Genomic DNA, 21,812 nt, shown 5'->3' with positions numbered 1-21,812 from the left:
CATTCCGAAATGAAGGCGGTCGGAGCGGCCGACCCGAAAAGGTGAGTGACGGAAGCGCCAGTCATCCGACCGAGCCCTCGAGACTGATGCCGAGCAGCTTCTGCGCCTCGACGGCGAATTCCATCGGCAGCTGCTGAAGCACCTCGCGCGCGAAGCCGTTGACGATCAGCGCCACGGCGGCTTCCTGATCCAGGCCGCGGCTCATCGCATAGAACAGCTGGTCCTCGCTGATCTTCGACGTCGTCGCCTCATGCTCGATCTGCGCGCTAGGGTTGCGCACCTCGATATAAGGCACGGTGTGCGCGCCGCACTGGTCGCCCAGCAGCAGGCTGTCGCACTGGGTGAAGTTGCGCACGCCCTCCGCGGTCGGCGCGACGCGCACCAGCCCGCGATAGGTGTTGTCCGAACGCCCCGCGCTGATCCCCTTCGAGACGATGGTCGACCGGGTGTCCTTGCCGAGGTGGATCATCTTGGTGCCGGTGTCCGCCTGCTGGCGATTGTTGGTCACCGCGACAGAGTAGAACTCGCCGACGCTGCCATCGCCCAGCAGCACGCAGCTCGGGTATTTCCACGTCACCGCGCTTCCCGTTTCGACCTGGGTCCAGCTGACCTTGCTGTTCTTGCCTTGGCACAGCGCGCGCTTGGTGACGAAATTGTAGATACCGCCAAGGCCATTCTCGTCGCCCGGGTACCAGTTCTGCACCGTCGAATATTTGATCTCGGCATCATCCAGCGCGACCAGTTCGACCACCGCGGCGTGCAGCTGGTTCTCGTCGCGCATCGGGGCCGTGCAACCTTCGAGGTACGACACGTACGCGCCCTTGTCGGCGACGATCAGCGTGCGCTCGAACTGGCCGGTATTCTCGGCATTGATGCGGAAATAGGTGCTGAGCTCCATCGGGCAGCGCACGCCCTCCGGAATGTACACGAACGTCCCGTCGGAAAAGACCGCGCTGTTCAGTGTCGCGAAGTAATTGTCATGCTGCGGCACGACCTTGCCCAGCCACTTCTTCACCAGCTCGGGATATTCGCGGATCGCTTCCGAAATCGACAGGAAGATGACGCCCGCCGCCTTCAGCTCCTCGCGAAACGTGGTCGCGACGGAGACGCTGTCGAACACCGCGTCGACCGCGACCTTGCGCGCGCCCTCGACCCCGGCGAGCACTTCCTGCTCGGCGATCGGGATGCCCAGCTTCTCATAGGTGCGGCGGATTTCCGGATCGAGCTCGTCCAAAGACGCAATCGTCTTCTTCTGCTTGGGCTCCGCGTAATAATAGGCGTCCTGATAGTCGATCGGCGGGATGTTGAGCTTTGCCCAATCCGGCGATTCCATCGTCAGCCATTTGCGGAATGCCTTCAGCCGCCAGTGGAGCATCCACTCGGGCTCGCCCTTCTTGGCGGAGATATAGCGAACGGTGTCTTCGTTCAGCCCCTTGGGCGCGAAATCCTGCTCCACCTCGGTGGCGAAGCCCCATTCGTACTTCTTGGATACCGCGGCGAGCGCCTCGGCGTTCTTGGTGGCCATGTCAGGCGTCCACTTTCATGTCGGTCATTGCGCGTCCGCCGGCAGCGCCGGTGACGATCGGAGTAGTGGCGGCAAGCTGGGTGAGCGTGATGCCGGCAAGCGCGCCACGCACCGCATTGTTCACAACCGCCCAATGCGGCTTCACGCGGCAACTGCCGTCGAGCACGCAATCATGCTGCGCCGTATCGACGCAGGTGGTGAGCGCGATCGGCCCCTCCACCGCCTCGATGATATCGGCCAGCGTGATCGCCGCCGGGGGCCGCGACAGGCGGAAGCCGCCACCCGTGCCGCGCGTGCTTTCAATCAGTCCGGCGGACGAGAGCCGGCTCACCAGCTTCTGCGCGGTCGGCAGCGGCACGCCCGTCTCCTGCGCCAGGCTGGTCGCATTGACGCGCGCCAGCCCGCCGCAATGGCGCGCCGCAGCCGTCATCATGACGACAGCATAATCGGCAAGGCTGGACAGACGCATATTGCGAGCGGTTCTCAAATCAGACTAAATCGTTCTGATTGCCAGATGGGCTTCCGTGACGCGGAAATCAACCGGCGATTTTGCACCCGCGAAGAGCATTCACGCCCTTGATCTCGCGGGTGGTTCGGGGGCACCGCCCGGCCATGAGCTTTCCGATGCGCCCCGCCCTGTTCGCCCTCGACGCCGAACGCGCCCATCGCCTGACCATACGGTCTCTCGCGCTGTGGGGCCGGCTGGGCGCGCCCGGCGGCCGATCCGTATCCGATAATAGGCTGGCGACCCGCGTGGCGGGGCTGGATTTCGCCAACCCGCTCGGCCTCGCGGCCGGCGTGGACAAGGATGGCGAGGCGGTGACGGGGCTCCACGCGCTCGGCTTCGGCGCGGTCGAGGTCGGCACGCTCACCCCTCTGCCCCAGCCCGGCAACCCAAAGCCCCGCCTCTTCCGCCTGGTGGAGGATGAGGCCGTGATCAACCGAATGGGTTTCAACAACGGCGGGCTCGATGCCGCGCTGAAGCGCTTGCCGGCGCAGCGTGCTGGCGTGCTCGGCCTCAATGTCGGCGCCAACAAGGACGCTGCGGATCGCGTCGCCGATTATGTGGCCGGCGTCTCGGCCGCGGCGCGCGTTGCCGATTATGTCACGATCAACGTCAGTTCGCCCAACACCCCCGGGCTGCGCGATCTCCAGCATGGCAGCGCGCTGCGCGACCTCCTCGCCGCGACCCGCGCCGCCGCCGGCACTCTCCCCCTCTTCCTCAAGGTCGCGCCTGATCTCGACCATGCCGCGATCGACGATATTGCCGCCGCGGTCATCGACCACCGGCTCGATGCGCTCATCATCGGCAACACCACTATCTCTCGCCCCGCGCTGGTCTCGCCGAACGCCGGGGAAGCGGGCGGCCTGTCGGGCGCTCCACTGGCCGCGCTCGCCCGTCAGAAGCTCGCCGAGTTCCGCACCGCCACCGGCGGCGCCATCCCGCTCATCGCCGTCGGTGGCATCGGCAGCGGGGCCGAGGCCTATGCCCGGATCCGCGCCGGCGCCAGCCTGGTGCAGCTCTACAGCGCGATGGTCTATGCCGGTCCCGGCCTGCTGGTGCGCATCCTCAAAGACCTCGCCGCGCTGCTCGGGCGCGATGGCTATGGCTCGATAACCGAGGCTGTCGGCGCCGGTTGACGCCGCCGCCGCCGCCGATAGGGTCGCGCGCCATGAAGAAAATGCTGGCGCTTGCTGCGCTGATCGCTCCCGTTCCCGCGCTTGCCCAAGGAATGGTGACCTCCGCCGATCCCCGTGCGACCGAAGCCGGAAGGGAGATCCTGCGGGCCGGTGGCTCGGCCTCTGATGCTGCCCTCGCCATGATGCTCGCGCTGACCGTCGTTGAGCCGCAGTCGAGCGGTATCGGCGGCGGTGGCTTCCTGCTGCACCAATCGGCCAAGGGCCCACTGGAGACGATCGACGGACGCGAAAAGGCGCCGATGGCCGCCACGCCCGATCGGTTCCTCGGTTCCGACGGCAAGCCGATCCCCTTCGTTCAGGCATTCCCGGGCGGTAAGTCCGTGGGCGTGCCCGGCAACATTCGCCTGGCGGCGCTCGCCAGCAAGAAATGGGGCAAGCTGCCGTGGAAGGCGCTGTTCGCACCGGCGATCCGGCTCGCCGAGAACGGCTATACCGTGACCCGCCCGATGGCTGCCGCCAGCACCAATCTCACGCCGATGTGGAGTGGTGGCAGCACCGCTGTTGCCGGGCCGGAGGGTGGCACCTCCACCGGCGTCGCTGATTCAACCGGCCGCTTCCCGCAGATCGCCGCCATGTATTCGCGCAACGGCAAGCCGCTAGCGGAGGGCGAGACGATCAAGAATCCGACGCTCGCCAAGCTGCTGCGAAAAATCGCGGCGGAAGGCCCCGACGCCTTCTACACTGGCGAGAATGCCAAGGCGCTGCTGACCGCGGTGACCACCTCGAAGGTCGCGCCCGGCGACATGACTGCCGCCGATCTTACCGCCTATGAGGCAAAGGAACGCGCCCCGGTGTGCGGCACCTATCGCAGCTACAAGGTGTGCGGCATGGGCCCACCCTCGTCGGGCGCCACCACGGTGCTTCAGATCCTGGGCATGCTGGAACGCTTCGATCTGGCGAAGCTGGGCAAGGATTCGCCCGAATCCTGGCACCTGATCGCTGAGGCGATGCAGCTCGCCTATGCGGATCGTGAGAAATACCTCGGCGACGCCGACTTCGTCGACGTGCCGGTCGCTGGCCTGATCGACAAAGGCTATATCGCACAGCGTTCCGGGTTGATCTCGCCGGCGCGCGCGCTCGGCCGCTACGAGCCGGGCACGCCGCCGGGTGCCCAGCCGCGGACCCTGGGCAGCCAGCCCAACGAACATGGCACGACCCATTTCATCGCCGTCGACGGCAAGGGCGATGTCGCGACGATGACCTCGACGATCGAAATGCCTTTTGGCAGTCAGCTGATGGCGAACGGCTTCGTTCTGAACAACGAGCTTACCGACTTCAGTCTCGCGCCCGAAAAGGACGGCGCACCCGTCGCCAACCGCGTGGAACCCGGCAAGCGGCCGCTGTCGTCCATGTCGCCGACGATCGTCTATGACCAGAGCGGCGCGCCCGTGTTCACCGTCGGCGCCGCCGGCGGCAAGACGATCATCATGCAGGTCGCCAAGGCGATCATCGCGCATTTCGACTGGAAACTGCCGGTGCGCGATGCGCTGGGCCTGGGCCTCGTTTTCTTCAACAATGACGGCATCGTGCTCGAACAGGGCACAATTCTCGCGCCGATGAAGCCGGCGCTGGAGGCTAAGGGCCACAAGGTGTCGGTCGCCCGCCTGGGGCTGAAAGCCAATGCCGCGGAAAGGACGGCGTCCGGCTGGGTCGGCGCGGCCGATCCGCGCGGGGTTGGCAATGCGCTTAGCGAATAGCTAGCGGGGGCGTAAGGAACGGCGAGGAAGAGGATCCCAATGCGCCAGCTTGAGCATTTCCCCAATCTCGTCACGATGTTCTTCACGCGCGCCGCCGAGCTAGGCGACGCCCCCTTTCTCTGGGCAAAGCACAGCGGCAGCTGGCAGGCGATCTCGTGGAGGCAGGCGGCCGAACAGGTCGCCAGCCTTGCGACCGCACTCAGGTCGCTAGGCTTGAAGCCGGGTGAGCGCGTGATGCTGGTCAGCGAGAACCGGCCGGAATGGTGCATCAGCGATCTCGGCATCATGGCCGCCGGCTGCATCACCGTGCCCACCTACACGACCAACACCGAACGCGATCATGCCCATGTGATCGAGAATTCCGGCGCACGCGCCGTGATCGTGTCGAACCAGAAGCTCGCCGACACCCTGTTAAAGGCGGTGCTGCGCACCACCCATGTCGAAACCGTCATCGCGCTGGACCATCTGCGCCCGCGCCCGCTGGGCGTCCGCAGTTGCCACTGGGCGGACCTGATCGAGGAGCATCGCGCGGATCCCGACATCGTCGCAGCGCAGGCGAACTTCACCCGCGCCGACACCGCCTGCATCATCTACACCTCGGGCACCGGCGGCGCCCCGCGCGGCGTGATGCAGCATCACGGCGCGATCCTGCACAACATCGCCGGTTGCGCTGATGTCATCTCGGAGGATCTCGGCTGGGGCGACGAGGTGTTCCTGTCGTTCCTGCCGCTCAGCCACGCCTATGAGCATACCGGCGGGCAGATGCTGCCGATCGCGATGGGCGGCCAGATCTATTACGCCGAAAGCCTGGAGAAGCTTGCCGCCAACATGGAGGAGGTGAGCCCGACGATCATGTTCGTCGTGCCACGATTGTTCGAGGTGCTGCGCGCCCGGATCACCCGCGCCATCGAAAAGCAGGGCGGCATGTCGCAGCGGTTGCTGAACGCTGCGTTGAAGGTCGGCGCGCGGCGCGCCGCGGGCACCCTGCGGCTGCGCGATCGCCCGACGGCGCTGATCGTCGATCGCATCTTCAAGCCGCGCATTGCGGCCAAGTTCGGCGGCCGTATGAAGGCGATGGTCTCGGGCGGCGCGCCCCTGACGCCGGAGGTCGGCATCTTCTTCCAGTCGCTCGGCGTCACCTTCCTGCAAGGCTATGGCCAGACGGAGGCAGGACCGGTCGTCTCCTGCAACCGGCCCAAGGTGGGCGTCACGGTCGACAGTGTCGGCCCGCCCCTCCCCCATACCGAAGTGCGCATCGCCGAAGACGGCGAGATCCTGGTCCGCGGCGAACTGGTGATGCACGGCTATTGGCGCAACCCGACCGAGACCGAGCGGGTGCTCCGGGACGGCTGGCTGCACACCGGTGACATCGGCGTCATCGACGAAGCGGGGCGCATCAAGATCACGGACCGCAAGAAGGACCTGATCATCAACGACAAGGGCGACAATATCGCCCCGCAAAAGGTCGAAGGGATGCTGACCCTTCAGCCGGAGATCATGCAGGCGATGATCGCCGGCGATCGCAAGCCGCACATGGTGGCGGTGATCGTGCCAGATCCTGAATGGATGCAGGAATTCTGCGCGACGACCAACACGCGTTGCAACCTGCCCTCACTCTCCAAGGATCCGGACTTCCGCGCGCTCGTCGGCGCAGCGGTGGAGCGGACCAACAAGGAGCTTTCGGTCATCGAACGCGTGCGGCGCTTCATCATCGCGGATGAGCCGTTCAGCATCGAGAACGAACAGCTGACGCCCAGCCTGAAGATCCGCCGCCACATCCTGCGTCAGGTCTATGGCGAGCGGCTGGACGCCCTTTACAAGGGCTGATCAAGCAAGAGCCGCTCCGCTGTCCGGCTGCCGGAGCAGCAGGGCGCTGATTGGTCGCCCCGCCCCGTGGAACGGGGCAACCAATCGGATCAGGCAGCCTTCTTCAAATGCCGCCGGCCGAGCAGCTCGGCGATCTGCACCGCGTTCAGCGCCGCGCCCTTGCGCAGGTTGTCGCTGACGCACCACAGCGCCAGGCCATTTTCCACCGTGGAATCGTCGCGCACGCGACTGATATAGGTAGCATATTCACCCACGCATTCGATCGGGGTGACGTATCCACCGTCCTCACGCTTGTCGACGAGCATGACGCCCGGCGCCTCGCGCAGGATGCGCTGCGCGTCCTCGGCCGACAGCTCCTTCTCGAACTCGATGTTGATCGCTTCCGAATGGCCGACGAACACCGGCACGCGCACACAGGTGGCGGTCACCTTGATCTTCGGATCCATGATCTTCTTGGTCTCGACCACCATCTTCCACTCTTCCTTGGTGGAGCCATCCTCAAGGAAGCTGTCGATGTGCGGAATGACGTTGAAGGCGATCTGCTTGGTAAACTTCTTGGGCTCCGCCTGGTCCCCGACGAAGATGTTGCGGCTCTGCTCGAACAGCTCGTCCATGCCCTGCTTGCCCGCACCCGACACCGACTGGTAGGTCGCGACCACCACGCGCTTGATCGTCGCGGCATCGTGCAGCGGCTTCAGCGCGACGACCATCTGCGCGGTCGAGCAATTCGGGTTGGCGATGATGTTCTTCGCGCGATAGCCGTCGATTGCCTCCGGGTTCACCTCCGGCACGATTAACGGCACGTCGGGGTCCATCCGATACAGCGACGAATTGTCGATCACCGTGCAGCCCGCCGCAGCGAATTTGGGGGCATAAACCTCGGTCGCCTCGCTGCCGATCGCGAACAGCGCCATGTCCCAGCCGGTCGGATCGAAATGCTCGATGTTCTGCACCTTGAGCATCTTGCCGGTGTCGCCAAATTCGATCTGCTCGCCGACGGAGCGCGATGACGCCAGCAGCGCCACCTCATCCGCCGGAAACTCGCGGTCGGCGAGGATGTTGACCATCTCTCGTCCCACATTGCCAGTCGCCCCAGCAACAACCACCCGGTAACCCATTACAACCGTCCTTCATTCACGTCGGCGGGCGCCTTACGCCCGCGCGACACATTGTGCCAACGAAGCTTTACTTCACGCCACTTTTCTTCACGTGGCGATCAAGGAAGTCGAGCATCATCGTCCAGGGATGGATCTCCCGCGCCGCGCCATGCGCCTTGCCGGGATACAGCATCATCTCGAACGGGCGGTTCGCCGCCTGCATCTTCGCCGCAAACGCCGTGGCGTTGTCGAGGAAGACGTTGTCATCCGCCATACCATGCATCAGCAGCAACGGATCGCTGATCTGCGTCGCGTCAGGCAAGGCGCTCGCCGCGGTATAGGCTGCCGCATCGCGCGTCGGATCACCCATATAGCGCTCGGTATAATGCGTGTCATACAACGCCCAATCGGTGACCGGCGCACCGGAAATGCCCGCCGCGAACACGCCAGGGTGCTGCTGCATCATCTTCAGCGTCAGATAGCCGCCGTAGGACCAGCCATAGATGGCGATCTTCGCCGGATCGACAAACGGCAGCGTCTTCAGATAGGCCGCGCCGGCGAGCTGATCGTCCACCTCCACGCTGCCCATCGCATGCCAGATCGCATCCTCGAACTTCTTGCCGCGGTTGTCGGAGCCGCGATTGTCGATCTGGAACACGATCCAGCCCTGCTGCACCAGGAACTGGCGCAGCGGCATGTTGCCCGGCCAGTCGCGTGAGACATCCTGGCTGCCCGGTCCGCCATAATGCATGAAGAAGACCGGATAGCGCTTCCCCTTTTGCAGCGCCGGGGTGATCATCTGCCAGTGCAGCGTCGTGCCGTCATCGGCCTTGATCGTGCCGAACTGCGTCGGACGATGCAGCGGCAGATACGGCGCATAGGGATGGTCCCCCGTCACCGCATTCTCGTTGACCCAGGCGATCCGCTTGCCGTTTGCGTCCGCCAGATACGTCTGGCGCGGCTGCGTGGGATTGGAGCGGCTGATGATGAAGCGCGTGCCGGTGCTGTCGGCCGTGGCGCCGCTCAGGGTCCAGCCCGGCTCGGTCAGCCGGATGATCGCACCCGGCGCAGTCATGTTCACCGAATACAAATGCCGTTCCAGCACGCCGTCGCGATTGCCGGTGAACACAAGGCGACCGGATGCCTCGTCCATAGCCACCAGCGCATCGACCACCCAGTCGCCGGAGGTCAGCTGGGTCCACTTGCCATCCTTCCAGCGGTACAGATGGCCGAAGCCGTCCCGTTCCGAGCGCCAGATGAGGCTGCCGTCCTTCAGCGGGCGGTAGGCATCGGACAGATTGACCCAACTCTTCTCGCCCGACCGCTCGGTGAACATCAAGCGCGACTGGCCGGTCGCGGGATCGACCACCAGCATGTCCAGCGTCCTTTGGTCACGCGACTGGCGCTGGACCAGCAGCGCCGACCCGTCCGGCGTCCAGTCGACCCGCGCCAGGTAGATGTCGCGGTCCGGCCCCAGATCCACCTTCACCTGCCCCGAACCATCAGGCTTCATGATGAACAGATCCACCAGCACGTTTGGCGTGCCGGCCGCGGGATAACGCTGTTCGTAGATGCTGGTCCCCGTCGCGCCGATCGAGGCGCGGGTGAAGACGCGCACCGGTGCCTCGTCGAACCGCTCGACCGCGATCAGTCGATCATCGGGCGACCACCAATAGCCGGTCCGACGATGCATCTCCTCCTGCGCGACGAACTCCGCCTCACCGAAGTGAACCGTGCCGCCGCCCTCGGTGGTGATGGCGCGCGCAACACCATTCGCGTCCCCGACCCACAGGTTCTGGTCACGCACGAAGCTGACGAAACCGCCCCGCGGCGACACGACCGGGTTCAGCGCCCCCTTGGATCCGTCCAGCTTGCGCACGTTGCCGTCCAGCGTCGCGACGAACAGCTCGCCATCCACCGGCACCAGGATCGACTTCCCGTCGGGCGCCCAGCCGTAATCGAGGATGCCGGTCTTGCCCGTCTTGGAGCGATCCCGCTCGCGCTGCATCTTCTCGGCCTCGGACAATTCCGCGCCGCTGCCGATCCGCTTCGAATCGACCAGCATCCGCCACTGGCCCGTGCGCGTATCCATCGCCCACAGGTCGAAGCGGTTTCGCTCATCCTCGCGGGGCCGCACCGACGTCAGCAGCGTACCGTCGGGCGACAGGCGCAGCGCCTGCGGTTGCCCGCCACCCAGGTCGGGGCTCGCAAACACTCGCTCCAACGTCAGCGGCATGCCCTTCTTCACCGGCTCACCCACAGCGGTCGCCGCATATAACGCCAGTCCCACGCCGGCCGCCGCCATCCATATCCGCATTCATTCTTCCCGCTCGATTGTTCCCAGCGGGTTAGCCGCCCGCGCCGCGCAGCGCAAAGTCCGTAGCGCCCTCACTGGCTAAGCCACCGCCGCTTGCTCTACAGCCATGTCATGCGTCTGAAGAATCGCGACGAGGAGCTTCACCTGCGTCGACGCAGCGGCCTGCCCGATTGGGCGAGCCTGGGCCTGCGTATCCTGCTCGCGTTTCTGCTCGTCGGCATCGCACTCGTCGGCCACTGGCTCGATCGCGAGGGGCTGCGCGACAATATCGACGGCCACATCAGCTTCATCGACCTTCTGTATTTCACCATGATCACGGTGACGACGGTCGGCTATGGCGATATCGTTCCGGTGACCAACAGCGCTCGGCTGTTCGACACCTTCGTCGTCACGCCAATCCGCCTGTTCGTCTGGTTGATCTTCCTGGGGACGGCCTATGACTTCCTTCTTCGGCGCACATGGTATCGGTGGCGCATGAAGGTCATCCAGCGCCGGCTCACCGGCCATGTCGTCATCGCCGGCTACGGCACGAGCGGAACGGAGGCGCTGCGCGAACTGCAGCGGCGCGGATGCGATCCGGCGAACATCGTCGTCATCGACCGTGACGAGCGCGCGCTGGCCGATGCCGAACAATGCGGCGCTGTCGTCCTTGATGGTGATGCCACCCGCGACAAGACGCTGGAAATCGCCCACGTGGCGCAGGCGTCCACCCTCATGGTCTCAGCCGGGCGGGACGACACCACGATCCTGATCGTGCTGACCGCGCGCCGTTTGTCGGAAAATGTGCGCATCAGCGCGGTGGTCCGGTCCGACGACAATGAGCCGCTCGCGCGGCAGGCGGGCGCGGATGTCGTGATCAATCCGGCGAGCTTCGCCGGGCTGCTCCTCGCGGGCTCCACCAACGGGCCGCATGTGGCGGAATATCTGACCGATCTCGCCGCCGCGCACGGCCGGGTTGCGCTGCGCGAACGGGATGCGACGCCCGAGGACGTCGGACGACCGCTCAGCGCGCTCACGACCGGCCTTGGCGTTCGCATGTTCCGCAAGGGCGAATGCATCGGTTTCGACCAGCGCGAGGCGGAGAACATACAGCTTGGCGACCGGATCGTGGAGATCGTTCGCGGAACAGGGCAGAGCTGAGTTAGAGCGCACGGCCCTGCCCTCCGGCGGCCGCTCCAACAAAAAAGGCGCCGGCAGATTGCTGCCGACGCCTTCCTTGAACGTGTTCCGAACCGCTTATTCGGCGGCCTCGGCCTTCGCCGGACGATTGTCGCGACGCTCGGCGATACGCGCCGACTTACCCGTACGACCACGCAAGTAGTACAGCTTCGCACGACGCACGGCGCCCTTGCGGACGACCTCGATCGAATCGATGTTCGGCGAGTAGAGCGGGAAGACGCGCTCGACGCCCTCACCGAAGGAGATCTTGCGAACGGTGAACGAGGAACCCATGCCCTTGTTCGACCGCGCGATGCACACGCCTTCGTAGTTCTGGACGCGGGTACGCTCACCCTCGACCACCTTCACGCCGACCTTCAGCGTATCGCCAGGGCGGAATTCCGGGATCTTCTTGTTCGCGGTCAGCTTCGCGATCTGCTCGGCCTCGAGCTGCTGGATCAGGTTCATCTCAACTTTTTCCCACATCGTCGCCGCGCGCCAGAGGGCGGTTGACCCGAGCACCGACGTGGCGCTCCCACAGGTCCGGCCGCCGTAGCCGTGTATCTTCCTCCGCCCGGCGCTGGCGCCAAGCGGCAATTTTCGCATGATCCCCCGATCGCAGCACTTCAGGGATCGTGCGCCCTTCCCATTCAACAGGTCGGGTATAATGCGGATATTCGAGCAGGCCACTTTCGTGGCTTTCCTCGACCTCGCTTGAAGCGGCGCCCATTACGCCGGGAAGCAGCCGAACGCAAGCATCCAGCAGCACCAGCGCCGCCGTCTCACCGCCGGAGAGGACATAGTCGCCGATCGACACTTCCTCTATCTCGCGGCCTTCAAACAGGCGTTCGTCAAACCCCTCGAACCGCCCGCACAGCACCACGGCGCCTGGCCCCGCCGCCAGTTTGCGCACCCGCGCCTGGGTCAGTGGCTTGCCGCGCGGCGTCATCGCCAGCACCGGCCGCCCCTGCCCCTGCGCGTCCACGGCCGCGGCCAGGATGTCGACCCGCAGCACCATGCCAGCGCCACCCCCCGCCGGCGTATCGTCGACGGTGCGATGGCGATCGGTGGTGAAATCCCGGATGTTGACGGCGTCGAGCGACCATCGCCCCTCCGCCAGCGCCCGGCCGGCAATGGCAAAGCCAAGCGGCCCGGGAAACATCTCGGGATACAGCGTCAGGACGGTCGCATGAAAGGTCACTTGGCGGCGGTAAAGCTCAACACCTGAAGACTCAACGCCGGTGTCGGCGCGCGCTGTACCCGTCCCGCGACATTGCCGTTGGCGCACGCCCAGGTGAAGGTTCCCTCCATTGCCGAGATCGGCTCGATCGCGGCATCGGTACGACATGCGCCAACCTGCTTCTTCAGCTCGGCAATATCCTTGCGCCGGCGGTTGAGATCACGATCGGGCACGACATTGTTGGCCAGCGGCGCCCGCGCCGGATCCCCGCTGCGCCACACGTCACGCATGATGTCATAGGCCCGCGCCAGATCGGGCGATACCGGCACCGTACGCTCCTCGGCCAGCCCCGCCTGCCGCAGCGCATAGAGCGTCTGCGATACGGGCAGGCCAGGCCCGGCATACGTGCGATTGGCGAAGGCGAACACACCAACGCCAGCATCCGGCAGCAGCATCACGATCGAACCATAGCCGGGGTAGCCGCCCGAATGGGTCACGATGCGCCCCACGTCGCAGTCGTTCATCACCTGCCAGCCCATGCCATAGGCGCTCGCAACCCGGCATGGGCGGCCTGACGCGCCGGGCCGCTCCACCGTGTTGACGAAGTTCGACCCCTCGACGATCTCGCGCACCGTCGCACGCTTGATCGGCCCCTTGTCGGGATCGTCGCGTGCCGGCCACGCCGACAGCAGGAACGCCACCCAGCGCCAGTAATCGTTGGCGGTCGTATGTACGCCGCCCATCGCACCGAAAGCGCCATCGGCCATGTCCGGCTCACGCACCCAGGCATTGTCCTGCCAGCGATAGCCCAGGGCACGCAGGTCCTGCGGCCCGTTCAGCACGTCATAGCCGGTCGATGTCATGCCCAGCGGGGTCATGATGCTGCTACGGATATAATCCTGATACCGCTGCCCGGAGACGTTGCTGACGATCCGCCCCAGCGTCGCATAGCCAAGGTTGGAATATTCCATGCGCAGACCCGGCGCCTGCGCCAGCGGCACGCCGGCCTTCAGCATCGCGGTGAAGGCGGGCTCCGACAATGGCTGCTGCCGGTCGCCCCAGGGATTATCCTCCACCAACCCCGCCGTGTGATGCAGCAGGTCCGCCACCCGCGTCCGCCGGCTGTCAGCGGTTGGATAGCGCCAGTTGCGCAGTTCGGGCACGTATCGCTCCGCCGGCGCGTCGAGCGACACGCGCTCCTCGTCGCGCAGCTTCAGGATCGCCATGGCGGTGAACGCCTTGGACATGGACGCAATGCGGAACCTGCTGTCGGCGGTCACCGGCTTCTTGCTGGCGATATCCTGAACGCCCAGGCCCCGGACCAGCACCAGCTTGCCGTCCTTCACAACGCCATAGACTAGACCCGGCACATGCGCGTTCTTCATCCAGCTGTCGAAGAAGCCCGTGATCTGCGGCTCAATCGCCTCGATCGACGTGGCCGCCGCAGGCTTCGCCTCAGGCGTCGTCGTCGCGGATACGGCGTTGTTCTGCGCTGCTGCGGCCACTGGCAGCGTCAGGAACAAGGCCGCAGAAAGCGCGCGGATCTTCATCGTCATCCCCCCGGTTAGTTGCCGAAGCGATACCGCACCCCCGCGCCGCGTCAATCGCCGAGCCAGGGAACCAGAAAGCGACCAATGCGCTCGGCAGGCCATGCACGACTGCGTCATCATCGGCGGCGGCCCGGCAGGTCTGACCGCCGCCATCTACCTCTCCCGCTTCCACCTCGACATCGCCCTGTACGACAGCGGCGAGAGCCGGGCCGCGCTGATCCCCTGCACGCACAATCACGCCGGCTTTCCCGGCGGGATCAGCGGCAAGGATCTGCTCGCCCGCATGCGGCAGCAAGCCGCCTCGTTCGGCGTTCGCTCGCACGACTCAAAGGTCACCGCGGTTGAGCCGGTGGACGACCATTTCGTCGTGCGTACAGGGGAAACGACCGTGGAGGCATGCACCGTCCTTCTCGCCACCGGCGTGGTGAACAACCGGCCAAGGATAGAGGCGGCGTTGCACGACGAGGCGCTGCAGCGAGGCCTCCTCCGCTACTGCCCGATCTGCGACGGCTATGAAGTGACCGACAAGCGCGTCGGGGTCATCGGTACCGGCACGCATGGGATGCGCGAGGCGCTGTTCCTCCGCGGCTATACGCGCGATGTCACGCTGATCGCTCCCGATGCCGAACACATGCTCGACGACGCTTGTGCCGATGCGCTGGACGCCGCCGGGGTGACGCGGGTGGATGGTCCGTGCGGCCATTACGCGATCGAGGGCGACCAGCTCGCCTTCGACACCGCCCACGGTCGCCTCCGCTTCGACAGCGTCTATCCGGCGCTTGGCTCACAGATCCGCTCGGAACTTGCGCTGGGTGCCGGCGCACGCGGCACCGACGATGGCTGTATCGTCACCGACGAACATCAGCGCACCACCATTCCCGGCCTCTATGCGGCCGGGGACGTGGTGAAGGGGCTGGATCAGATCAGCCACGCCATGGGTCAGGCCGGCGTGGCAGCAACCACGATCCGCAACGAACTCAGCGAGCGCCGCCCTCTCCGCAGATAAGGAAACGCCGCCTCATTCCCGGGAATGAGACGGCGCCTGTCGCATCACTTCGCTGGCGTTTTCGGCAGCACCTTCAGCGTCCAGTCCTTCTCCGGCCGCAGATATTTGGCGGCGGTTGCCTGCAACGTCTGGGGGGTGATGCCCATGTAATCGCTCACCAGCGTGCGCGCGCCGTTCAGCCGATTGGGGTCATAGGCGCCGCCGTTCACCAGCAGCAGCCAAAACTGGTTCCCCGACGATGCGCGCGCCAGATACTGCATCATCGGCCCGACCGCGCGGCGCAGCTCGTCCTCGCTGACCGGCGTTGACACCAGCTCCGCCGCAATCTCGCGGCTCAGCTTGTAGAACAGGTCGACATTCTCCGGCGCTACCTGGCCGACTGCGATCATACGCCCGCCCGACGTAAGCCCCATCGGCCACTGGCTGACCGCACTGGGGCTGTAGCTCGCGCCGGCCACCGACCGCAGACGATCGAACAGGCGATCACCGAAGATTGCAGACAGGATGTCGAGGCGTCGGCTCTCCGCGATACCCGCGCTGCCGCCACCGGTCGGCCAGGCGATCACCGCCGCCGCCTGCGTGTCCGCGCCCTCATGGGTAAGCGTCACGGGCACGTCATTGTGCGCCGGGAAAGCCGCGCCGGGCGACAACGCCGGCGCTTCCGTGCGGGCCTTCAGCGCGCCGAACGTTTTGGCGACGGCGGCAATGGCCTCGTCACCTGTCACGTCGCCGAACACATCGACCTCGATCGGGCCGGTGGCCAGAAGCGGCTCCCACAGCTTGCGGAACCCCTCCGGCGTCAGAGCATCGATCTCCTCGCGCGTCGGCGGGCCCCAGCGCGGATCGCCATTGCGCAACAGCCGCTCCAGATCGCGGGACAGCACGCCGTCCGGCGACGAATTGAACCCGGCATAGCCCGCCACCGCAGCGGCCTTGGCGCGCAGAACCGGCGCTGCATCCCAGCGCGGCGCCGCCAGCTTGGCCGCCATCAACGCCAGATTGTCGGCATAGTCGCCCGGGGTCGTCATGGCGCTCATGACGAATGCATCGTCAGTGATATCGAAATCCAGCCCCATGCGGCGGCCCGTGGTCAGGGCGTCGAGGTCGCTCTGGTTCCACTTGCCGATCCCGCCAGGAATGAGCGCGCTATCCGCCGCCCAGGCCGCCGTCGGCTTGTCAGCTGGGAGCGCACTATATCCGCGGCCAAAGCGGACCCGCAGGTATACGCGACCCGTCTCGGATGCATTCGGGTACATCAGCATCCGCACACCGTTGGAGAAGGTCACCTTCTCGATCCCGGGGTCCGCAATCGTCTCGCGCGCCGTCACGTTGCCCGGCTTGCCCAGCTTCGGCAGGTCCTTGAAATCGACCTTCGACTGACGATCCCGCCGTCCGGCCAGCTTCGACACGTCCGCCGTCAGCGCCGACGCCAGCTTCGCGGCCGCACCGGGGTCCGCCATGCGCGTGTTGACGATGGCGCGCTGCGCGTCGCCCTTGAACACACGCTGGGTGGACTCAAGCACGCCAGCCGCGGAGAACATCCCCTTCTTCTTGGCGTCGAGGAAGATGTTGTACGATTCCTGCGGCCCGGCCACCGTCTCGCGGATGTCGAGCGCCTGGACCATGTCGTCGGCCTGCTTGGCGCCGGCTTCGACCCGTGCGGTCTCCACCTCATTGCGCATCGCGCCTTCGAACTCTGCGGTCTCGCGGTCGACGTCGGCCTGGCTCGGCGCATTGGCCATCGCGTCGGCAATCACCGCCCGCACGTCCTTCAGCGCCGCTTCCCAATCGTCGCCGATCGGCACGATGCTGACGAAGGTGCCGTTGGTGGATCGCGCCACATCCTCCAGGTTCACGCTCGCCTGCAGGAAGCTGCCACCGGCGCGTGCGCGATCCTCCAGCCGCCGGTTGATGACCCGCATCGCCACCAGGTCCACCAGCCGCTTCTGGTTGAAGATGATCGTATCGTCCTGATAGGTCCACGGACGCAGCGTGGCGCTGATCACCAGCGGCGGCAGCGACGGCTCGTTGATCGCCGCGGTCGGCGTCGCCTTCGGATCAGGCTTGCCGAAGTCGGGGTCCGCCGGATCAGGGCCAACACCCTTCCAGCCGCCGAAGTTCTTCACCACCAGACGGGCGGCGACTGCCGGGTCGATGTCACCAGAAATGATCACCACCGTCCGCGCAGGGCGATACCAGCGCTGGTGGAATGCTTGCACGCTGGCCGGCGTCGCCGCTTCCAACGTCTTCACATTGCCGATTGGTGAGCGGTCGGCCAGCGGCTGCCCGGCAAAGAACAAGGCATTGCGCGCGTCCGACAGGCGCACCTGCGGTCCCGGCGCCTCGCGCTGCTCGGCCAGCACCGCCGGCCGCTCGGCGGCCAGCCCCTGCGCATTGATGCCCGGTTCGGACATCATCCCGGCAAAGATCTTGAGACTCTCGTCGAGGTTCGCCTCGGTCGCGGCCGGTAGGTCGAGCTTGTAGACCGTCTGGGTCGGCGTGGTCTGCGCGTTCGAATCCGACCCGAAGGTCGCGCCGAACCGCTGCCACACCCGCTTCGCCTCGCCGTCGGGCACGTATTTGGATCCGCGGAACGAGAGATGCTCAATTAGATGCGCGTAGCCGCGTTCCTCATCGGTCTCGTTCAGTGATCCGGCATCAATGCGCACCCGCACTGCAACCTGTCCCGGGGGCACGCCATTCTTGCGGACGGCATAACGCAGGCCGTTGGGCAGCGCGCCAAAGTTCCACGCCGGGTCGGGCGGAATGTCCGATCCTTTGAACAGCCAGGGCGAGGTATCGACCCTTACCGTTGCAGGATCGATGATCGTCCCCTGCACAGGCGCGGCAGTGGCCGCCACTGCCCGGCTAGCGCTGGCAGCTGCCTTCTGCGCTGCCTGCTGTCCGATGGCCGGAACGGCCGCCAACGCGACAAGGGAACCAACGGCGAACGGCGCAGCAAGCGCGCGCGAAAATGCGGTCATGCGGCTGCTTCTAGCTTGCCCGACACGCTGCCGCCACACCCCCCGGCGATCTTTCGATCACCCTTTCCTCGCCATGTTTTGGACCTGATCCGCCCCTAGTCGGTCACCATGAACGTCCTGGCCTGCTGCGCGCACGCCAATATCAGAAGACGGATAGGCATCGTGAACACCATCTCTCCCGCCCGCAACTCCCTGGCACCTGACAAACGAGCAATTGCGCCGGTGCTGGTCCCGGATGTCTGCGCGATCTCGGGCGCGCCCGCCCCCTCGGCGGAGATGAAGGCTGATCCGAACCGTCCCTTGATCATCCGGGTGGGCAAGCATCTTCGCGGCGTCTTCGACCGGCTGATCGCCTCGTCATCTTTGGTCTCGAACGATCCCGTGCTCGACGTGCGCACCTTCCCCTGGACGCAGCTGCTGCGTGACAATTGGGACGCGATCCGCGCAGAGGCGATCGAGGTCGCGCTGCGCGGTCAGGCCGCGCCCAGCCTCGCCACCATCTCGCCCGACCACCGGTCGATCGCACGGGTGAACATGTGGCGGTCGTTCTTCATCTGGGGCTACGGCTATCGCATCGACGAGAACGCCGACCGCTGCCCCACCACTGCCCGCCTCGTCGAGCAGATCCCCGGCCTGAACAGCGCCTTCTTCTCGATCCTGGCGCCCGGCACACACATTCCCGCGCACCGCGGCGTTTCGAAGGGGCTGATCACCTGCCACCTCGGCCTGATCGTGCCCGATGACGGCGACGTGCGCATGCGCGTCGACAACCGCATCGTGCGTTGGCGCGAGGGCGAAACCCTAGTGTTCGACGACACCTATGATCACGAAGTGTGGAACGAGACCAGCGGCACCCGCGTGGTGCTTCTCGTTCAGTTCGAACGGCCGCTGCGCAATCCCGGCAAGTGGCTGGCGGATTTCTTCCTCGGCTTCGTGCGCCGCTCCGCCTTTGTGCAGGAGGCCCGCAACAACATCTCAATGTGGAATGCGGCGGTGAAGCAGATGGACGTCTGATCGCCGCCGGCTAACCCGCCCGTATCAGGCGTCGGCGAACGCCGCTGCGATCACCAGCCGCTTGTCATCCCATTCCGGAACCGCCTGCGGCGTCATCGGCACCATGAAACGCTTGCCGGTCGGGCGTTCGACCTCGATCACATCGCCGGCGCCGAAATTCTCGACCGAAACGACGAGGCCCAGCGTCTCGCCAGCGTCGGATACCGCTGGCAGGCCGATCAGGTCGGCATGATAATATTCACCCTCTTCCAACGGCGGCAAGGCGGCGCGCGGAACCGACAGTTCCAGCCCGCGCAATCCTTCCGCGGCCGTGCGGTCTTTCACTTCCGCAAACCGAGCGATCGTTCCGCGCACGCTTTTCAGCGTCAGCGCGCCATTGTTGAAGGAGGTATAGCTGGCAAGATCATCGGCGAAGAGCTTGAGCTTCACTTCGCCGCCGATGCCGTGCGCCCCCGTGATGACCGCCAGGACGACCTGCGGTTCACCCGTTGGGGGAGCCTTCGCCGCCTGTTGGGGCGTCGTCTGCGCCTTCGGCGGGCTCACTCGCAGAGACTCCTTCGTTGCTGGCGACCTGTTCGTCGTCATCGCTTGCGGTCCTGGGGTCTGGCGCGTGAGGCTTGGGGTCTACAGTCATGGCACGTTCCTTTCGCTGCCGAAGGAAAACGCGCCATGACCCGATTTGATGCTTACTGCTCGGCCGTCGCGTCGGCGACCTTCTCGGCCTCTGCGGTCGGCGTCTCCGTCGCTGCGTCGACTTCCGCGGCCATCACGGCCTCGGTCTCTGCCTGCGACGCTTCCTCAGCGGCCTTCAGCTTCTCGGCACGCTCCTCGGCGCGCTCCTTGGCCTTCTCGCCCGGCTCGGCCTTCTTCGGGTTGTTGCGGGCTGCACGCTCGCGAACGCCGGCGAGGTCGAGGAAGCGGGCGACACGATCAGTCGGCTGCGCGCCATTGCTCAGCCAGTGCTTCGCACGCTCCGCGTTCAGCACGACGCGCTTCTCGTCGTCCTTGGCGAGCAGCGGGTTGTAGTTGCCGATCTTCTCGATGAAGCGGCCGTCACGCGGGCTGCGCGCATCGGCCACGACGATGCGATAGTACGGACGCTTCTTGGAGCCGCCACGCGACAGGCGAATGCTGAGTGCCATTGTAGTCTTCCTTGCCTTCTGATTTCACGCCCCCGCGCCGGCGGGGACCTTTGTTGATCATCGTGCCCCAGCGGGGCGGTTGCTTACTTCTTGAACTTCGGAAATCCGGGCGGCAGGCCGCCCGCACCACCCGGCAGACCAGGGAGCCCGCCGCCGGCCTTGCCCAGCATGTCGCCAAGCTCCGGCCCGCCCAGCGCGTTGCCGATACCGGCCATGCCGCCGCCAGGGCCACCCTTGCCCAGCATCGCCAGCATGCCCTTGATACCGCCCATCTTGCGGATCTTCTTCATCGCGGTGGACATTTCCTGGTGCATCTTCAGCAGCTTGTTCACGTCCTGAACGGTCGTGCCGCTGCCCTTGGCGATACGAATCTTACGCTTGGCGTTGATCAGTTCGGGCTTCGATCGCTCCTTCGGCGTCATCGACGTGATCATCGCGTCCATGCGCAGCAGAATGCGTTCGTCGACCGCGCCGTTGGCCATCGCCTGCTGCGCCTTCTTCATGCCGGGCATCATGCCGGCGAGCGCGCCAAGCCCGCCCATGCGGCGCATCTGCGCCAGCTGGCCGCGCAGGTCGTCCATGTCGAACTGGCCCTTGGCCAGCTTCGCCGCCATGCGCTCGGCGTCTTCCTGCTGGATCGACTCCGCCGCCTTCTCAACGAGGCTGACGACATCGCCCATGCCCAGGATTCGGCCAGCGACACGCTCGGCATGGAACGCCTCGAGCGCGTCCATCTTTTCGCCGACGCCGGCAAACTTGATTGGCTTGCCGGTGACGGCGCGCATCGAAAGCGCCGCACCGCCGCGCGCATCACCGTCCATCCGGGTAAGCACGACGCCGGTCAGCGGCACCTGCGCCGAGAAGCTCTGCGCGACATTGACGGCGTCCTGGCCGGTCAGCGAATCGACGACGAGCAGGATTTCCTGCGGCGTGGCGATTTCCGCCACTGCCTTCATCTCGTCCATCAACGCCTGGTCGACGTGGAGACGACCGGCGGTGTCGAGCATCAGCACGTCGAAGCCCTGCAGCTTCGCCGCCTGAAGCGCGCGGCGGGCGATATCGACCGGCTGCTGCCCGGCCACGATCGGCAGCGTCTGCACCTCGATCTGCTTGCCCAGCGTCGCCAGCTGTTCCTGCGCCGCCGGGCGATTGACGTCGAGCGACGCCATCAGCACCTTCTTGCGATCGCGGCCCGCCTTGCCGCCCGACAGGCGCTTGGCGATCTTCGCGGTCGTGGTCGTCTTGCCCGACCCCTGCAGGCCGACCATCATCACCACCGCCGGCGGCGTGACGTCGATCTTCAGCTCGGCCGCTTCGGGATCGTCGCCGCCGAGCATCGCGACCAGCGCGTCATTGACGATCTTGACGACCTGCTGCCCCGGAGTCACCGAGCGCAGCACGTTCTGGCCGATCGCCTTTTCGGTGGCCTCTTCGACGAACTGCCGCGCGACCGGCAGCGCGACGTCAGCCTCCAGCAACGCGATGCGCACTTCGCGCATGGCCTGCCGGACATCGGCCTCGGTCAGCGCGCCGCGGCCGCGAAGACGGTCGAATACACCGCCAAGACGGTCGCTCAGGCTGTCGAACATCGCGTCAAAACTCCTTTCTTCCGCC

General features: G+C 65.8%; 17 protein-coding genes. 6 read left to right on the top strand and 11 right to left on the bottom strand.

The genetic code is table 11. The annotated features are described in order from the left end of the window. Positions 1-61 precede the first annotated feature (61 nt). Both sufB and CA236_RS03285 read right to left on the bottom strand, forming a co-directional pair. Positions 62-1,525, bottom strand: coding sequence for a Fe-S cluster assembly protein SufB (gene sufB / locus CA236_RS03290; RefSeq protein ID WP_125944515.1), 1,464 nt, complete (start codon positions 1,523-1,525; stop codon positions 62-64). A 1-nt stretch (position 1,526) separates the two neighbouring features. Next, positions 1,527-1,994: an SUF system Fe-S cluster assembly regulator gene (locus CA236_RS03285; protein WP_125944514.1), complete on the bottom strand. Its 468-nt coding sequence runs from the start codon at positions 1,992-1,994 to the stop codon at positions 1,527-1,529. Positions 1,995-2,137: 143 nt separating this feature from the next. Here CA236_RS03285 and CA236_RS03280 point away from each other — a divergent pair, with 143 nt between their 5' ends. The 3 genes from CA236_RS03280 to CA236_RS03270 are packed head-to-tail and all read left to right on the top strand — an operon-like array spanning position 2,138 to position 6,750. Continuing rightward, positions 2,138-3,166: a quinone-dependent dihydroorotate dehydrogenase gene (locus tag CA236_RS03280; protein WP_125944513.1), complete on the top strand. Its 1,029-nt coding sequence runs from the start codon at positions 2,138-2,140 to the stop codon at positions 3,164-3,166. Positions 3,167-3,207: 41 nt separating this feature from the next. Beyond that, complete coding sequence (locus CA236_RS03275) at positions 3,208-4,923, top strand: gamma-glutamyltransferase family protein (protein ID WP_241212512.1); 1,716 nt, start codon at positions 3,208-3,210, stop codon at positions 4,921-4,923. A 39-nt stretch (positions 4,924-4,962) separates the two neighbouring features. Further along, positions 4,963-6,750 (top strand): long-chain fatty acid--CoA ligase, encoded by a 1,788-nt coding sequence (locus CA236_RS03270; RefSeq protein WP_125944512.1) that lies wholly within the window; start codon positions 4,963-4,965, stop codon positions 6,748-6,750. 89 nt (positions 6,751-6,839) lie between these two features. On the opposite strand, the gene CA236_RS03265 is transcribed toward CA236_RS03270, so the two are convergent. Beyond that, a complete protein-coding gene (locus CA236_RS03265; protein ID WP_125944511.1) occupies positions 6,840-7,868 on the bottom strand; it encodes an aspartate-semialdehyde dehydrogenase in 1,029 nt (342 codons plus the stop codon). 67 nt (positions 7,869-7,935) lie between these two features. Then, positions 7,936-10,164 (bottom strand): DPP IV N-terminal domain-containing protein, encoded by a 2,229-nt coding sequence (locus CA236_RS03260; protein WP_125944510.1) that lies wholly within the window; start codon positions 10,162-10,164, stop codon positions 7,936-7,938. Positions 10,165-10,275: 111 nt separating this feature from the next. On the opposite strand from CA236_RS03260, the gene CA236_RS03255 reads away from it, so the two are divergent. After that, on the top strand, positions 10,276-11,304 hold the full coding sequence (locus CA236_RS03255) for a potassium channel family protein (RefSeq protein WP_125944509.1): 1,029 nt from the start codon (positions 10,276-10,278) through the stop codon (positions 11,302-11,304). A gap of 96 nt (positions 11,305-11,400) precedes the next feature. Here CA236_RS03255 and rplS read toward each other — a convergent pair whose 3' ends face one another. The 3 genes from rplS to CA236_RS03240 are packed head-to-tail and all read right to left on the bottom strand — an operon-like array spanning position 11,401 to position 14,052. Continuing rightward, positions 11,401-11,790 carry a 50S ribosomal protein L19 gene (rplS, locus tag CA236_RS03250; RefSeq protein ID WP_046410233.1) on the bottom strand — a complete coding sequence of 130 codons (390 nt, stop codon included), beginning with the start codon at positions 11,788-11,790 and terminating at the stop codon, positions 11,401-11,403. Between the two features lies 1 nt (position 11,791). Then, on the bottom strand, positions 11,792-12,523 hold the full coding sequence (gene trmD, locus CA236_RS03245) for a tRNA (guanosine(37)-N1)-methyltransferase TrmD (protein ID WP_125944508.1): 732 nt from the start codon (positions 12,521-12,523) through the stop codon (positions 11,792-11,794). Next, the gene (locus CA236_RS03240; RefSeq protein WP_241212498.1) at positions 12,520-14,052 is read right to left on the bottom strand and encodes a beta-lactamase family protein; all 1,533 of its coding nucleotides are present in this window, start codon (positions 14,050-14,052) and stop codon (positions 12,520-12,522) included. Before CA236_RS03240 ends, trmD begins: the two co-directional genes overlap by 4 nt. Positions 14,053-14,152: 100 nt before the next feature. Between CA236_RS03240 and CA236_RS03235 the strand changes: the two genes are divergently transcribed. Then, positions 14,153-15,058 (top strand): NAD(P)/FAD-dependent oxidoreductase, encoded by a 906-nt coding sequence (locus CA236_RS03235; protein WP_046410230.1) that lies wholly within the window; start codon positions 14,153-14,155, stop codon positions 15,056-15,058. Positions 15,059-15,102: 44 nt separating this feature from the next. Here CA236_RS03235 and CA236_RS03230 read toward each other — a convergent pair whose 3' ends face one another. Beyond that, positions 15,103-18,042: an insulinase family protein gene (locus CA236_RS03230; RefSeq protein ID WP_125944506.1), complete on the bottom strand. Its 2,940-nt coding sequence runs from the start codon at positions 18,040-18,042 to the stop codon at positions 15,103-15,105. A gap of 162 nt (positions 18,043-18,204) precedes the next feature. On the opposite strand from CA236_RS03230, the gene CA236_RS03225 reads away from it, so the two are divergent. Then, positions 18,205-19,056 carry an aspartyl/asparaginyl beta-hydroxylase domain-containing protein gene (locus tag CA236_RS03225; protein WP_241212497.1) on the top strand — a complete coding sequence of 284 codons (852 nt, stop codon included), beginning with the start codon at positions 18,205-18,207 and terminating at the stop codon, positions 19,054-19,056. Positions 19,057-19,080: 24 nt separating this feature from the next. Here the strand turns inward: CA236_RS03225 and rimM are convergent, their stop codons facing one another. From rimM to ffh, 3 genes are all read right to left on the bottom strand, one after another. Continuing rightward, entirely contained in the window at positions 19,081-19,524 is a 444-nt protein-coding gene (gene rimM, locus CA236_RS03220) for a ribosome maturation factor RimM (RefSeq protein ID WP_241212511.1), read from the bottom strand. 218 nt (positions 19,525-19,742) lie between these two features. Further along, positions 19,743-20,198 carry a 30S ribosomal protein S16 gene (gene rpsP, locus CA236_RS03215; RefSeq protein ID WP_125944504.1) on the bottom strand — a complete coding sequence of 152 codons (456 nt, stop codon included), beginning with the start codon at positions 20,196-20,198 and terminating at the stop codon, positions 19,743-19,745. An 83-nt stretch (positions 20,199-20,281) separates the two neighbouring features. After that, entirely contained in the window at positions 20,282-21,787 is a 1,506-nt protein-coding gene (gene ffh / locus CA236_RS03210) for a signal recognition particle protein (RefSeq protein WP_046410221.1), read from the bottom strand. Positions 21,788-21,812: the final 25 nt, after the last annotated feature.

The sequence above is a fragment of the Sphingomonas sp. ABOLG genome (assembly GCF_003950435.1).
Classification (GTDB): Bacteria; Pseudomonadota; Alphaproteobacteria; order Sphingomonadales; family Sphingomonadaceae; genus Sphingomonas; species Sphingomonas panaciterrae.
Note: the sequence above shows the minus strand (reverse complement) of the source record. Positions and strands in the feature narration are given on the sequence as shown.

Coding starts and splice junctions, on each gene's coding strand:
- sufB (WP_125944515.1), bottom strand. CDS start 1,525: ATGGCCACCAAGAACGCCGAGGCGCTCGCCGCGGTATCCAAGAAGTAC.
- CA236_RS03285 (WP_125944514.1), bottom strand. CDS start 1,994: ATGCGTCTGTCCAGCCTTGCCGATTATGCTGTCGTCATGATGACGGCT.
- CA236_RS03280 (WP_125944513.1), top strand. CDS start 2,138: ATGAGCTTTCCGATGCGCCCCGCCCTGTTCGCCCTCGACGCCGAACGC.
- CA236_RS03275 (WP_241212512.1), top strand. CDS start 3,208: ATGCTGGCGCTTGCTGCGCTGATCGCTCCCGTTCCCGCGCTTGCCCAA.
- CA236_RS03270 (WP_125944512.1), top strand. CDS start 4,963: ATGCGCCAGCTTGAGCATTTCCCCAATCTCGTCACGATGTTCTTCACG.
- CA236_RS03265 (WP_125944511.1), bottom strand. CDS start 7,868: ATGGGTTACCGGGTGGTTGTTGCTGGGGCGACTGGCAATGTGGGACGA.
- CA236_RS03260 (WP_125944510.1), bottom strand. CDS start 10,164: ATGCGGATATGGATGGCGGCGGCCGGCGTGGGACTGGCGTTATATGCG.
- CA236_RS03255 (WP_125944509.1), top strand. CDS start 10,276: ATGCGTCTGAAGAATCGCGACGAGGAGCTTCACCTGCGTCGACGCAGC.
- rplS (WP_046410233.1), bottom strand. CDS start 11,790: ATGAACCTGATCCAGCAGCTCGAGGCCGAGCAGATCGCGAAGCTGACC.
- CA236_RS03240 (WP_241212498.1), bottom strand. CDS start 14,052: ATGAAGATCCGCGCGCTTTCTGCGGCCTTGTTCCTGACGCTGCCAGTG.
- CA236_RS03235 (WP_046410230.1), top strand. CDS start 14,153: ATGCACGACTGCGTCATCATCGGCGGCGGCCCGGCAGGTCTGACCGCC.
- CA236_RS03230 (WP_125944506.1), bottom strand. CDS start 18,042: ATGACCGCATTTTCGCGCGCGCTTGCTGCGCCGTTCGCCGTTGGTTCC.
- rpsP (WP_125944504.1), bottom strand. CDS start 20,198: ATGGCACTCAGCATTCGCCTGTCGCGTGGCGGCTCCAAGAAGCGTCCG.
- ffh (WP_046410221.1), bottom strand. CDS start 21,787: ATGTTCGACAGCCTGAGCGACCGTCTTGGCGGTGTATTCGACCGTCTT.